Source organism: Chloroflexota bacterium, from assembly GCA_018648225.1.
Classification (GTDB): Bacteria; Chloroflexota; Anaerolineae; order Anaerolineales; family UBA11858; genus NIOZ-UU35.
Window position 1 is genome coordinate 1 of record JABGRQ010000142.1, and the last position, 13,721, is coordinate 13,721.

A 13,721-nucleotide genomic window follows, 5' to 3' on the forward strand; every position below is an offset into this window, starting at 1 on the left:
AGCCATTGTTAGAAACGCCCAACCCAGTGGTGGTAAATAACCGCGTCCGCCACTGACGTGATGTTCACACTGCACCTCCTGCGACGGGCTCTGGAATTCTATTGAGAGGATACCAGGTTATCTGGTCTCTTCAGTATATCATCAGCCGATTGGTTTGGTGACTGGAGTAATCGAGATCGTCGTACTGGCTTGCGCAATTTGGCAATGATCTCTGGCGTCAACTTGATCCATCTGGGCCCACCAGGAACCGTTTGAATGCTGCCCAAACGACCGGACTTACACCAATTACCAATGGTGGAATCGCTGACGTTCAACAACTCGACTGCTGCCTGGGTAGAATAGCGTCCGTCTCCTCGTTGCCCACTGGGGCAGGCAGAGGGCGCATCTGGACAATCAGTTGGAATGTCATAACGGTGACGCACCCAACGTACCTTTACGCCGGTGAAGGGCTGACCGACACCAGTGGTGATACCTTCCTGGTTGAGCAGCGTGGCAATCTGGCGATCAGTGTGGATGGGAGCCAATTCACGAATGCGGTCAATGGCGGCAGAAGAAGTGCGCTGAATTTCAAAGATGTTTTTCGGGCGGGCGATATCGAGTTCAGATAAGGCTCCTGTTTGCCAGCGGATACCAGCGTGGATGGTGTTTTCTTGTTTTGTGAGAGTAACATCTTTGATCAAGAAACGTAAAAGTTGCTTGCGTTCAGCATACGTTGTGGTAGCAGCATGCCAGACTGTTGAAAGATCCTGAGCCAGGGCAAGAATGCGCTGTCGCTCTTCGGGACTAGCGACCAGAGTTGATGGTCTGGGTAAGGATGTATATTCGCGCTCCAGGCGTTCAATCTCGACCAGTCTCTCGTTCCAGTCCCGTTCCAGATTGCGGGCCACGAGACGGTTCTCGGGGTCAATGGCGCAAAAGCGTCTTTTTGCAAGTTCGGCATCATAGCGAGCACGTTCGATGCGCAGTTGCCACTGGTGGTCAATTTGCTTGGTACGGACTTCGATTTGCTCTAGGGCAGCTATGGATACGGTCAACTGGGCAGAACGCATAGCTTCCAGGAAGAGCTGCGTCACACCAGCATCCACACCATCGCCGCGGATGATTTGACAAGTTGGTTCAGCAAACTGATGATAGGCTTGCTGACATTTGTAAACGGGAGTGACGCCGTTATCAAGATAGCGGATTGTCATTCTTCTGCCACAGCGCCCACACAAGACAATGCCTTGCAGCAAAGCTGTTCCTTCCCGCACGGCTCCCCGGCGATCTTCGCTTCGAAAGGTGCGGTTGTCGTCGAGACGTTGCCGATTGCGTAGATACTGGTCCCAGGTGATGTAGCCAGGATGAACGTCCAGTAGAAGGATACGCCAGTCATCCGGATTGGGGTGACGAGTGCGCTTCTCAACCGGTCTGGTTTCACCCGGCAAGGTCTGGAGGCGCGACTGTGATCGGCCGTAGGCATACGCACCTGCATAAGTTGGGTTGTGCAGTACACTCAAAACTCGGCGCTGACCTAAGGGCTTCCAGATCAGTTCGTCCTTGCGGCTGCCTCCCCGAAGACGCGTTGGAAAGAGCAGGCTATGGGTCTTGAAGTACCTGATCACAGACATGGCAGACTGAAGTTCATCAAATGAATCAAAAACAAGCTGTATGGCTTGTTGAACTTGTTCATCAGGGTCAAAGATCACCTTGCCGGTGGTATCGTAGACCAGCCCGGTCGGCAAGGGTAAGCGCAGTTGGCCTTGCTGGGCTTTTTTCAACTTACCACCCAAGAGCCGACTGCGCAACCAATGCAGCTCCGCTTCGCTCATCGTGCCCTTGAACCCTAACAGCAAGCGGTCATTGTACTGGCTGGGATCATATATCCCTTCTTCATCAACAACCAGAGTGTTTGTCAGGGCACTAATCTCAAGGAGACGATACCAATCACTACAAGAGCGCGCCAGCCGAGAAGCTTCCAGGCTGAAAACGGCCCCGGCATGACCCAGTCCGACTTCAGCAACCAGATGCTGGAAGCCATCCCGACCAGCAGCGGAGGCTCCTGAGAGACCCTGATCCTGATCGACAACCACTATCTGCTCTCGCAACCAACCCAAGTCGAGGGCCCGCTGAACGAGATCATATTGGCGAGCCTTGCTGCCAATATTCCGTGTAACCTGCGCCAGAGTTGACTGGCGAACGTAAATCAAGGCTTGGCGTTCCAGGTGTTCAGGTAGGATTTTTTGTGCGTAGTGAGGGGATAGCATAGGTGACCTCCTTCCCGGATGCATCGATTTGTTGAACGATCAACTTGAACACCATCTGGGCCATGAGACGAATGACTTGCGTCTGACGGTCAGCGGCCAGCTGTACCCAAACCTTGGTAAGGGACTCATGATGATCGGTTAGGGATGGACGAGACATGACTTCACCTCCTATGATGCCTTGGCTATTTGATTGTCTTGATCATAGCCTTGGTCACCGGGATGGCAAGCCTCTTCTCCTGTTCCCCCTTGAGGAAATCGCTCCTCTTGGCGTAGATGCTCAATGAGTTTGGTGGCTCGGAGCAGACCAAAGAAATCTAGTAGGTGTGGTGGTGAATACGACAATGCCTCGCTGTCTAATGGAACGGCGTAGTCGGTCCAACTCATAGCGACCACGACACGAAGACCATCACCGGTCTGAACAATGATGTCCGGATCTTCACCACGATATTTGCGGATGATTTCAACCTGCTGACCGCACCGTGGATGGTATGGATGAGTGATAGTTATAATTTGGGAAGGATCTTGAGATAATGGGGTAGTTTGCGATTTAGATCCTGGCCGATGGGGACGCCCTGGCATTGAGCAACCGCCGCCTTACGCAAATCCTCGCTGCACTCCAGGCAGCCCTTCCCAAGCTTGAACGCGTGGGGGCTTACGCCAACGCCAAAAACCTCTTAGGCAAGAGCCAGGCAGAACTTGAAATACTGGTTCAGCAGGGGTTAGGGATTGTCTATCTCGGCCTGGAGAGCGGGAACGACGAGATTTTATCGCGCATCGACAAGGGCGCAACCGCCGCTGAGATGGTCTCCGCAGTTCGTAAAGCCAAGCGCGCCGGACTTCTCGTTTCGATCATCGGCATCCTGGGCATCGGCGGCCCTGAGCTATCCGAACACCATGCGGAGCAGACCGGCCAGATTGTCAGCCAAATGGACCCCGATTACTTCTCCATGCTGACCCTGATGCTCGTCCCGGGCACAAAACTTCACAGTCAATGGCAGTCGGGGGAATTTCAATTGTTGGAACCAGAAGAAATGTTAGCGGAACTGCGCCAGGTTATCGGGCACACAGACGGTCTCACTCAATGTGTATTCCGCACCAATCACGCATCCAATTACTTGCCCCTTAAGGGAACCCTGCCCCAAGATAAAAAACGCCTGCTGCAAACCCTGGACGCCTCGCTGGCACAGGGAAAAGGTGCGCTCCGACCCGAATCCTGGCGGGGGTTGTGACAGCGACTTAGCTGATTTTGCCATACTTTTGCTCAAGTCGGCGTCCCCGCAGACGAGGACGTCTGCTAGAGCAAAGTGTTTAGCACCAAGAACTATCTATCCCACTTTCTCCACATAGCGTACCCCCTCCATACCTTCGAAATCCTTGTCCTGAGTCCATAACATGGCTGTGTGGGCGCGTACTGTGGCCAAAATGATGCTATCAGTCATCGCCAATTTTGTTTCTGCAGAGATTTGTGCTGCATCAATTGCGATCTCGCGAGTCAATTGGACTGCATTTCCAAGCGACATGATCCCTATTGCCATCAGTGCATCTTCTTCATTTCGTTGATTGAGAAACCGTTTGAATACCTCATACATGCAAATCGTCGGCACAATCAACTTCCCAACATCGCGAATGGGCGGGGCAAAGAAATCCTTATTCCGTTCCCCAGCCAGATATTCTAGCCAACCCGAAGAATCGACTACATTCATATCTCCCGGTCTACCTTTTCGCGTTGGGGATCAGTATCAATACCTTTGAACATCCCTTCAGCTTCTGCAATCGGCGGAACAATAGCCACGCGGAGTGTGTCATTGTAGGGAATAAACATGATTTTCTGCCCCGGCTTGAGTTTGAATTGTTCGCGAATGGGCCGAGGTATCACAACCTGATATTTAGATGAAATCGTTACTGCGTCCATGCGCTTTACATCTCCTTATCGATCAGAATTCGTAAAGCGATTTTACCATATCATGACTCACGCACTGGCGCGGAAAGGTCCGAAAATAATGGGGTTGCCGCTTTACTCATTTCTGTGTATTTCGGTGATCTGAATTTCAGGGCTAACAATTGTCGGTGAAACGCCTTCAACCGAGATCATCGCTGACACATCGGTCACTTTTGGCGAAATTGGCTGCACCTGCGGTGTGATCGAGACAACCGAACGCGGGTCGAGGGATTCTATCGGGTCAACATCCCCGCCTACAAAACCTTCAGTATTCACTTTGGCCACCAAGAAATCCCCGGCGGGGTCGATCATCCTGGTCACACCGGCCATGATATAACCGCCCTCCGTTGGTTTGATCTCTTCGATTTCGTCCAGCCCGGCTTCGCCGAAAATCCGCGACCACAAATAATTACCATCCTTGTCGAATTTGACAATCAAAACATCTCCCCCATGCTCTGGGAGAGTCAATTTACCGCCAGCGATGAAACCATCATCCGTTTCGTTCATCGTCCAGCCGACATCCTCGCCAGGACCATCCACCATCGTGCTCCACACAAGATCGCCCTGGGAATTGAGCTTGATCCCAAACAGCGCCCCACCCCCTTTGGCCCCGAAGGATCCCGTCCGATCCCCAAAGGCAAATCCGCCATCACGGGTCACGCGCACCCCATCCCAGTTGATCCCCTCCCCGGCGCTGCCACCAATCGTCTTGGCCCAGATGACATTTCCCTGAGGATCAATCTTGATCAGCCCGGCGTCCGCGTTCGCATCCCCAGCCCCAAAGGACCAGATCGTCCCCCCAATCACATAGCCCCCCTCCACTTGGACAATTCCGCTGCCGACATCATCTTCAATGCCACCGTACGTCTTGGCCCAATCCAAAGTGCCATCGGATTTCAGCTTGACAACCAGCAGATCCTTTTTACCAGCCCCAAAGGAATCCGTACTACCCATGGCGATATAGCCATCATCAATTTCCAAAGTTGTCATCCCACCTTCGGCCCCTGCCCCGCCGATAGCCTGGCTCCAGTCTAGATCACCGTTAGCATCAAGTTTGACGATGAACATATCTGTCTTCCCAGCCCCAAAGGACAGCGTCGTGCCGGTGAGCAAGAACCCGCCGTCAGATGTTGGGCTGACAGAATAGCTGCCGCGCTCATCTCGCGGACCGCCTATCACTCTGCTCCACAAGAGATAGCCATCTTTATCGAGCTTGATGACCAAAAAATCATGTGAGCCATCCCGGTTGCCGCCACCATCGCCAAATCCATAAGAACTGGTCATACCTACAACAACAACTCCATCCTCGGTTTCATGAAAAGATGGCGCGTAATCGCGGCCTTCGCCCCCAATGGCGATGATCCAATAGGATTGATCCGTTTCTTGTGGAATTTCTTCGGCAATTTGCTCGGTGACTTCGACAGGGCTTGAAGCTACCGCAGGTAAATTACAGGCCAGGATTACAAAGGATACAAAAATAATTCGCAGAATATTGGTGAGTCTCTTTGAGTTAACTTTCATAGCATCCTCCTATCTTTATTTGGGAATTCCTCATAACCAATAAACGGCATGGTTCAATATATGAGAATCTAGCTTTACAAATCAGCATCAGGAGAAAACACGAATATGCACGAATTGGCCGAATGACACGAATGTGTCATTCGTAAGCATTCGTGATACCAACAGCATGTGACGCTAATTTGTAAAGGTGTTTTTGGCTTAAACTGAGCCATATCCAATAAACTTACATTCAGTAACAGTATACATCAAGAAGTTCTCGAATATGTAGAATTTCTTAAAAACCAATCTTCCTTTCACACGCCCGTTATAGCATACTTGCACACATTTTTATATGAATCAAAAAATCCTTGCTTATCGCAAGGATTTTTTCCTAACGCTTCGCATCACAGGGCGTCAAAAGCAAAGCGTGAACGATTATCGCTTTTACGGCCGCTAAATGTTTTTCCTGCTGAACCGGTCAAGATCCCCGCCCCTTCCGTCAGTGGATCCTGAAACTGCCCCCCAGCAATCAGTCCGGCCTGATGTGCCCCATCATAAACAAACATGCCACCCCATTCAGCGATCACATCGCTCATTTCACGTACAGGCAGCGGGAAGAGCGTCATCGACATCCCCATAACCACCAGTTTGGGTTGCACCTTGCGCGCTAGCTTTGCGAAGGCATCTAAATCCACTTCCAATTTTTCCGGATCATAGGGCACATCCACAATCTTCAGACCGCGTGTACCGGCTGGGCCATCCTGACGGTTGCTGGAATGACCACCAAAGGGCTGAGATGCTGTCATTACGGTATCGCCTGGTTGAGCCAAAGCGTGATATACCGCCAAATTACCCAGCATACTCCCCATCAGGCGATGGTCGGCATAGCGACAGCGGAAGGCTGTCTTCAGTAATTCCACACACAAGGCTTCGACTTCATCAATATACTGCGTACCTGCAAACCAACGATTGACTCGGCCAATATGACCCTCCGCTGCACGCGTGCCAATCTCGGATGAGAGTAAGGCTCGAACCGTTGGGCTGGTGGGGGCTTCTGGAGCCAGCAGGTTGAGGCAGCGCTTGCCGCGCCACTCTTCATTTCGCTTGACAACTTCAACCACCGCATCTGCCCAGGCTTTGGGCGATTCGGTGCTGTTCATGATGGCTCTGGCTTTGGCTAAAACGTCTTTGTCATGCACCTCAAAGGAAGATACCATTGTTTCGTTAGTCACGTTAAATTTCTCCTTGTCTTTGCTGATTATTTTTGTTGCTGCTCTAAACTTCAATCACAGAAACTGTTATTTTGAAATCCGTCACAATGAACGATAGTTAATCTAGGCGTTTTTTGCATGCACGGGTTCCAGCACTTGCTCATTCACTTTCAGTTGAAATATATCAGGCCGGGAATAATGTCCGACCACATCAAAATCAAGTTTGGCTCTCACGATTTCCCCCATGTCCAGATCGGCATACAAAATACCTTCCTGATCATATAGCGGGCCAGCGATGATTTCGCCAAGTGGCGAAACGATAACGCTGCCGCCACGGCACATGACTTCGGGTTGAGCGGACAGTTCTGAATGATCCCGCAAGTCGGTTGGATACATAGCTTTTGTCACATACTGATTGCAGCCCAGGACAAAGCAGCGCCCCTCACAGGCAATGTGACGCAGCGTGGCTTGCCATGTCTCACGCGAATCCGCGGTTGGGGCCAGATATATTTCCACCCCTTTGCTATACAAGGTCATGCGCGCCATGGGCATATAATTTTCCCAGCATATCAACCCGCCAATTTTCCCGATTCCTGTTGATAGCACAGATAACGTACTACCATCCCCTTCACCCCATATCAACCGTTCAGCACCGGTGGGTTTTAGCTTTCGATGCTTACCGATGATTTTTCCATCAGGGCCAAAATAAAGCAACGTGCAATAGAGTGTTCCGCCTCCAAATTGGGTATCTCGCTCAATAACGCCGATTGCCATGTATACTCCGGCTTCACGAACTGCTGATCCCAAAGCATCTGTAGCTGGGCTGGGGATTTCAACGGCATTATCCCAGTATGTTTGCCACAAGTATCGGCCTTCTGGCTTTCGACTGCCAACGACCATTCCAAAACTCAATCCACGCGGATATGCGGGAATCAATGCTTCTGGAAAAAGCACGAATTTAGTGCCCTGTGACGCGGCTTCACGAATGAACTGACAAGTTTTTGTAACTGTGGCTTCTCGCTCAAACAGAATAGGGGCTGCTTGTACTACAGCAACTTTTACGGAGGCGTGTCCGCTGGTCATGTTTGTATTTCTCCTATAGGCCTGTTGGTTTGGCAGTTTTTTATGGCTGAATGGGCGTCTGCGACGACGGCTTTTATTTTATTTTTCACCTCGTATAACTTGATCCCGCCCAATAAAATCGCCGCCGCCCGTATCCACATCACCTTCGATGTATGCCCCACCTTGGGTATTGATCTCTTTGTAGACCATGAAGAATGTACGTCCAGCATTATCCCCCAAACCCTGGCTTTGTAGAAACGCCCTGGCTTTTTCCGGGTTCAGTTTGCCCGCCATCAGATCAGGCAGACCAAATACAGCACCGGCAAAGCGCGGTTGGATTTCATCGAAATCGATAACGATGATCCCTTTATGTTGTTCGATCACATAGAATTGCTTTAACCATCGCACAGAACGCGCCAGGCCATCCCGGCTGGATGGATCGAAAGTAGCGTAGGTAGCATAAATACCCTGACGTTGCTCAAATTCTCCCACGAAGGAAATCGCCGCGCTAACGGTGAATTTCTCAACACCATCTCTGGGTGCTGATAAATCCTGTATCTGATCAACGTGCAAATACAGTTGGGGAATTTCTCGATGACCCTCAAATGGGAATTTGCTTATAATCAATGTTCTCCCAATAATATTCTCAGGCTACGCAGTGCAGAGCCGCGCTGTAACTCATCGTGGAAATATTGATTGCGGTAATTCCGCAAACAATTGTAACAACTGGTTTCCTCACCACATTCACATTGATCAAGACGGTTGTGCGCGGCTTCAAAGGCTGGGCGCAAGTTCTCATAAATTCGTAAGACATGTCCGGCTCCACCAGGAACATTATCATACAGCACTAACGACGGCGATTGTCCTCTTGGATAAACTGTACCCTCTATATCGTTTCGGCTGATCCCTAGCGCTTCGCTAGCCCCATCCAGCAGGGCATACAACAAAGAATAGGTATGTGTTTTACCCGAGGCGGGTAGCGTTGTCCGAAGTTCCAACACATCTGTCATGAACCGGTGACCCAGATGATAAGTATGGAATGCCCCTTTACAGCTTTCGCCATTGAGTGGATTATTGTGAGTACCTTTCATGCGCGTTGAGGTTAGCGGAATCGGTTCAGCATACCCGCAAAAGCCACAAATGCGGAAGCCGCGCCCCCATCCATTGTTGACAACCGCCAGCCACCCGTGGCGAGAATATCGCTTGTACACTTGAACGTTGCTGGAAGATACACGCTGATCCAATTCTTCTGACTCGTCTATTAATTCATCGGAGTCAGGTAAGCGGTAATCAGCGAAAAAGACCCGGCTGGCATAAATACGTTCAGGCGGAGTTTCTCCCGGGGAACGGGTTTTATTGCCAGCAATAAAACCATGTTCGGGGACAATGAAATTCCCGCGCATTTCCGGGTGATCGGATAGCAAATTGCCGCAGCCCTGGCATAGCGTGGGCGGTTCGCTGATGGCGTAGTGAAAACGATGACATTCGCCACACACCACATATTTAAAAGGCTCCCAGGCGCGATTGGGCAATTTTCGTATCCCCTGACTTCGCCAGACGACTTTGGCAGCCACCACTTCGCTACCCGGTGCAAACTCGGAAATTGCCATGCGCAGATCCCGATTCAGTTCAATCCGATTAGCGTTCCGGATCGTGAGATGATCCGTTTTTAGTTCAACCACATCAGTTGGAAAACCATACTTGGGCAAAACGTTGTAAGTGGCCAGGAAACCTATTAACTGACGACCCCGAATCTGTTTTTGAACGCTAGCAAAATACCCGGCCTGTTTGTATTTTCGTTTTCCTGCGGCTTCATCTTCCAATTGGGCAAATTCTTCCAATTCAGATGTGAGGGTCAAGCGAGCTTTATCCAGTGTCCCTTTTTCATCTGCATTGAATAGCGCGGACTTCCACAGCCACACATCTATACCGATGATTTTGTGCAAATCTTTTGGCACCACACGCTGGAGAGCCTGTTGTAAGGTTGGGGGTTTGGTCTCGAGAAATTCGGCTAATAACTCCGGTGCGGATGTCCCTCCTTCAGGGGCAAAAAACTCGCCGATAGTCTTGTACGTCTGTTTATGCTTTTCAACAGCCCAACGGAAAAAGGCCCCAAATACGATTGAATGCAGGTGTCGGCGGATAATTTTCTCGTTCGTGAGTACTGTAACGGGTGGTTTGATCTCTCCTTTCACCATGCTTTTTGGATGGTTGTAATAGTTCAAGTCGTGAGAGCGCCGTTGAGCAAAGGTCAGAGCAAAAGCAGCTGAATCTGTGCGGCGTCCAGCACGCCCGGCGCGTTGCACATAGTTCGCTGTAGTGGGCGGTACATTGCGCATAACAACGGCTTGCAAATCGCCCACATCCACCCCCAATTCAAATGTAGTGGAACAACTGAGGGCATTGATTTCCCCACGAATAAACCTGTTCTGCACATCTGCTGCGGCCTGCGGAGTCCATTGGGCAGTGTGTTCCTCTGCGCGCATGGGAATAGGATCACCATGCAGGTAAATATCGCGGTACAGGTTCATATCCAGAATATCTTTATGCTGATCAAGGGGTTCAAGAGAACCGCTGCAACTGTATGTAGTACAAATACTGCCCAAAGAAATTGGCGAAATATTATGACAGCGATTACAAATATACCAACCCCTTACGTCTCCGTCTATCGAAGGAATGACTTCCCACATCTTGTGGGCAATCTGATACAGGTAGCCGTGCCCTCGATGGGATTCGCGCGGTAAGTGAGTTTCCCAGGGGCTTCCAGGGCCAGAAAGGTAAAGCCATATTTCACGCAGGGTTCTCAAAGCCAGTGTCTGGATTTCGCGTACCGGCATTTCCTGTCGAGCCAGATACCGCTTGAGTAAGTCCAGACGGGCGTTGCTATGCTGCTCAGCAGGCATCCATCCAAATATTCCTTTCTTTGGATGGCTTTCGGATTCACGAAAATAAAAAGCCTTCTGGCGGGGAGCGAAAGCGTCATCTTGCACCAGGTCCACTTTTTCTCGTAACAGATAAGTGATTGCGCCTTGACGCCGCAAAGTATTCAGCAATAGGGTGATCAAGTCAAAGGCTTGGTCTGAGGTGAGGTTCCAGGGAGCGGCGGTTAAGAGATCAGGGGGAGACCAGTTTCGGGGGTGAACGAGTCGGAAGCGAAGCAATCCCAGCCCTTCCAAGCTGATACGCTGATCTAGGGGAGAAAATTCTTGCATCAGCCAGATGGCGATGGTGCGTTCACGCTCATCCCGGCTTTGTTCTTGGTCAAAAACACCGGTCTGGACAGCCTGATTTAGCACTCGGGGCAGCAAATCTCTCAGCCGTAGGTCGCCGCGGGCGGTATCCGGAGATTCCAGAACGGTTTTCATAATTAACCGGCGGCGCATATTTCGCTGATGAACGCGTTCAAAATAGGGAGCAAAAAAAGCGGCCTTTTGCCGACTGTCCGTGAAATTCAAGAGTTTGCGACCTTCACCAGGATATCTGGCAGATTCATCATCTTTTGCTGGTGGCAAGCACTGATATAAAGCACTCGCCAGGACACTCACCGGTGCGTCTTGCCCCGTCAGGAAACGGTACACCACTCCTCCGCTGGAACGTGTAGAGCAACTTACGCACCGGCGCAAAGTGCGTTTTCGCCCAATATCTACTTTACTGAGTTTGATGGGGGCCATTTTGCAGCCACATTTTTGAGCTATAAAAGCCGAGCGTATTTGCCCACACTGTGGGCATAGCAAAAACTCTTCTAGTTCGGTGTCGTCTTGTACACTATCGTCAATTTCCTCGTCCGATGCAACCAATTCATCATCATCTGGAACGGATAGTTCAGTTTCGATCACATAGTACGACATCTGTTTGGCTTGCAAGGAAAGATACACAGCGCTGTTCTGGGTGAGATACGTGCGGCGGTCTTCGATCTTGAAGTGTTCGCCAGGGGCTTCGTTTAGGTTCTCGCCATACTCTTCGTCTCCGATCAGGTAAGCAGTGCCGCAGCGGGTGCAGTTCGCAAGTTCGAAGACACGGCTCTTGCACTCAGGGCAGAATTTGTGACGGTGCAAAAATAGGCTGGGAGTGTTCTCTGAATGTGCTGCACGATTCAAGCAGACAAAGGCACCTTCCAGAGCGCGGGCAAAAACATGATAGCGCGCCGGTAGCAGGGGCATATCGTTTTTGTTAGGACGCGCCAGGATTGCCAGCGCCACTAGATCAATCAGTGCCTGCTCAGAATCATCCGCGTCAGGGAATATCTCTGGGGAAATTTCTTTCAGGAACTCGGGATTGCTCTGTAACTTCCCTTGGATATGACGGATATTTTCGTCTCCGCGTAGCAAGCGGTACAAAAAGCGCGCCATAGCCCGGTTGGGATCCTGGCGAGCGGATTGCGCAGCTTCCTCAACGACATCTCTAGGAATTTTATGGGATAACGCGATCTTGGTAAGACGAGCCAACAATGCTTGTGGCAAGAGATCGCTTTCTCTATTCTGTTGGTTCTCAGCCAGTTTGTGCAATCCGCGGTAAAGAGCGGGGGAGCCATTGCCCCAAGTGTCCCCCAAAGTTCCTGCGTCCACGCGTACTGCTTCAACCACATCTTGCCGGGTGGGATCATCCTCCACCCACTCAAAAGAGTGGCTAAATAAATTGCTGGCAAAATCAACCACGGCAGGGAAGTCATCTTTGCCGCCTCCTAGGGTGGCGCTGGTAGCGACAACCTGTAACCGCCCCAGCTCGCTTTGCACAACCCGATCCTGCACGCGCCGTAGCAGCATGGCAATTTCAGTTGCATTGGCGCCATTATAGACATGAGCTTCATCCAAAACGATGAATTTCCAATGCTGACCGGTGGCGCCGTCAAACAATTTAGAGTCCTTGGGACGCAGGAGCAAGTATTCGAGCATGGCGTAGTTCGTCAGCAAAATATGGGGCGGGGTTTCCTGCATCTCTGCACGGCTGAGAAGTTCATTTTTTACACGCGGCTCACCAGGATAGTTTTTCTCGAAATAATCTTCTGCTTTACCTTTAGTATGTTTGGTTTCGCCTACGTAGCGTCCAAAGGTGATATGCGGATACTTCGCCAGCAAGCCTCGCAGACGTTTGACCTGGTCGTTGGCGAGGGCGTTCATCGGGTAGAGTAACAGGGCACGTACGCCGGGTTTGTCGAGTGTGCCTTGTTCTTTCTCTCGTAGCAGGTAATTCAGGATGGGAAGCAGGAAGGTCTCTGTTTTTCCTGAGCCTGTCCCTGTAGATACCACTACGTTTCTTCCTGAAACCAGCTTGCGCACAGCAGTAATTTGATGCTGGTATAAAGGGCGTTCATAAGGTAAATGATCGAGGGTACAAAGCTGCTGAAATAGGGGCGAAAGCACACCTTCTTCGACTAGGCCTCGAATGCCGACTTCTGTTTCAAATGGCGGTGAAATCTCAACCAGCGGCCCTTTGACCAGCATCTCCGGTTCTTTAATGGCGCGGGCAAACTCTTTTCTCAGCCATTCATCCTGGAAAGGCTTGATGGTTTTAAGATATTTGATGTAATTGTTTCGGATATGAATTGTGGTTTTCAGGGGATGGAGGGGCATGAGATCATTACCTCTTTGTTTGTTGGGATTTCACTTACCAGAGATGCCATTCTTGGGGGCATTGATAGTATACCGTTTAGGTTCTCGAACTCGTAAAGACCCGGATGAAACCTGGCGAAATGCAGGATGCATCCCGCCGTGGTCTTGACGATTATGTTCATTTTCAAGTAAAGAGCGGTCAGTCGTGGCGAATTTG

11 protein-coding genes are annotated in these 13,721 nt (G+C 50.6%); 1 reads left to right on the top strand and 10 read right to left on the bottom strand.

Annotation, left to right across the window (positions count from 1 at the left end; genetic code table 11):
- Positions 1–98: 98 nt before the first annotated feature.
- Genes HN413_13825 through HN413_13835 form a run of 3 tightly spaced genes read right to left on the bottom strand, consistent with a single transcriptional unit; the run spans position 99 to position 2,822 of the window.
- The gene (locus HN413_13825; protein ID MBT3391474.1) at positions 99–2,243 is read right to left on the bottom strand and encodes a recombinase family protein; all 2,145 of its coding nucleotides are present in this window, start codon (positions 2,241–2,243) and stop codon (positions 99–101) included.
- Complete coding sequence (locus HN413_13830) at positions 2,206–2,400, bottom strand: hypothetical protein (GenBank protein MBT3391475.1); 195 nt, start codon at positions 2,398–2,400, stop codon at positions 2,206–2,208. Before HN413_13830 ends, HN413_13825 begins: the two co-directional genes overlap by 38 nt.
- Positions 2,401–2,411: 11 nt before the next feature.
- Complete coding sequence (locus HN413_13835; GenBank protein MBT3391476.1) at positions 2,412–2,822, bottom strand: hypothetical protein; 411 nt, start codon at positions 2,820–2,822, stop codon at positions 2,412–2,414.
- Here HN413_13835 and HN413_13840 point away from each other — a divergent pair.
- A complete protein-coding gene (locus tag HN413_13840; GenBank protein ID MBT3391477.1) occupies positions 2,822–3,472 on the top strand; it encodes a radical SAM protein in 651 nt (216 codons plus the stop codon). The two genes, HN413_13835 and HN413_13840, sit on opposite strands and share 1 nt — an antisense overlap.
- Positions 3,473–3,568: 96 nt before the next feature.
- Here the strand turns inward: HN413_13840 and HN413_13845 are convergent, their stop codons facing one another.
- The 7 genes from HN413_13845 to HN413_13875 all read right to left on the bottom strand — a co-directional run bounded on the left by HN413_13845 (position 3,569) and on the right by HN413_13875 (position 13,525).
- Positions 3,569–3,946 (bottom strand): type II toxin-antitoxin system VapC family toxin, encoded by a 378-nt coding sequence (locus HN413_13845; protein MBT3391478.1) that lies wholly within the window; start codon positions 3,944–3,946, stop codon positions 3,569–3,571.
- A complete protein-coding gene (locus HN413_13850) occupies positions 3,943–4,155 on the bottom strand; it encodes an AbrB/MazE/SpoVT family DNA-binding domain-containing protein (GenBank protein ID MBT3391479.1) in 213 nt (70 codons plus the stop codon). Before HN413_13850 ends, HN413_13845 begins: the two co-directional genes overlap by 4 nt.
- Before the next feature lie 102 nt (positions 4,156–4,257).
- Positions 4,258–5,703 carry a hypothetical protein gene (locus HN413_13855; protein MBT3391480.1) on the bottom strand — a complete coding sequence of 482 codons (1,446 nt, stop codon included), beginning with the start codon at positions 5,701–5,703 and terminating at the stop codon, positions 4,258–4,260.
- Positions 5,704–6,086: 383 nt separating this feature from the next.
- Complete coding sequence (locus HN413_13860; GenBank protein ID MBT3391481.1) at positions 6,087–6,899, bottom strand: hypothetical protein; 813 nt, start codon at positions 6,897–6,899, stop codon at positions 6,087–6,089.
- 117 nt (positions 6,900–7,016) lie between these two features.
- Complete coding sequence (locus HN413_13865) at positions 7,017–7,976, bottom strand: carbon-nitrogen hydrolase family protein (GenBank protein ID MBT3391482.1); 960 nt, start codon at positions 7,974–7,976, stop codon at positions 7,017–7,019.
- 78 nt (positions 7,977–8,054) lie between these two features.
- Entirely contained in the window at positions 8,055–8,582 is a 528-nt protein-coding gene (locus HN413_13870) for a hypothetical protein (protein ID MBT3391483.1), read from the bottom strand.
- Entirely contained in the window at positions 8,579–13,525 is a 4,947-nt protein-coding gene (locus HN413_13875; protein ID MBT3391484.1) for a DEAD/DEAH box helicase, read from the bottom strand. Before HN413_13875 ends, HN413_13870 begins: the two co-directional genes overlap by 4 nt.
- Between the last annotated feature and the right edge of the window lie 196 nt (positions 13,526–13,721).

What these genes read in the sequence shown, in the direction of transcription:
- HN413_13830 (MBT3391475.1), bottom strand. Translation starts at nt 2,400, where the DNA reads ATGTCTCGTCCATCCCTAACCGATCATCATGAGTCCCTTACCAAGGTT.
- HN413_13825 (MBT3391474.1), bottom strand. Translation starts at nt 2,243, where the DNA reads ATGCTATCCCCTCACTACGCACAAAAAATCCTACCTGAACACCTGGAA.
- HN413_13850 (MBT3391479.1), bottom strand. Translation starts at nt 4,155, where the DNA reads ATGGACGCAGTAACGATTTCATCTAAATATCAGGTTGTGATACCTCGG.
- HN413_13855 (MBT3391480.1), bottom strand. Translation starts at nt 5,703, where the DNA reads ATGAAAGTTAACTCAAAGAGACTCACCAATATTCTGCGAATTATTTTT.
- HN413_13875 (MBT3391484.1), bottom strand. Translation starts at nt 13,525, where the DNA reads ATGCCCCTCCATCCCCTGAAAACCACAATTCATATCCGAAACAATTAC.
- HN413_13835 (MBT3391476.1), bottom strand. Translation starts at nt 2,822, where the DNA reads ATGCCAGGGCGTCCCCATCGGCCAGGATCTAAATCGCAAACTACCCCA.
- HN413_13845 (MBT3391478.1), bottom strand. Translation starts at nt 3,946, where the DNA reads ATGAATGTAGTCGATTCTTCGGGTTGGCTAGAATATCTGGCTGGGGAA.
- HN413_13865 (MBT3391482.1), bottom strand. Translation starts at nt 7,976, where the DNA reads ATGACCAGCGGACACGCCTCCGTAAAAGTTGCTGTAGTACAAGCAGCC.
- HN413_13860 (MBT3391481.1), bottom strand. Translation starts at nt 6,899, where the DNA reads ATGGTATCTTCCTTTGAGGTGCATGACAAAGACGTTTTAGCCAAAGCC.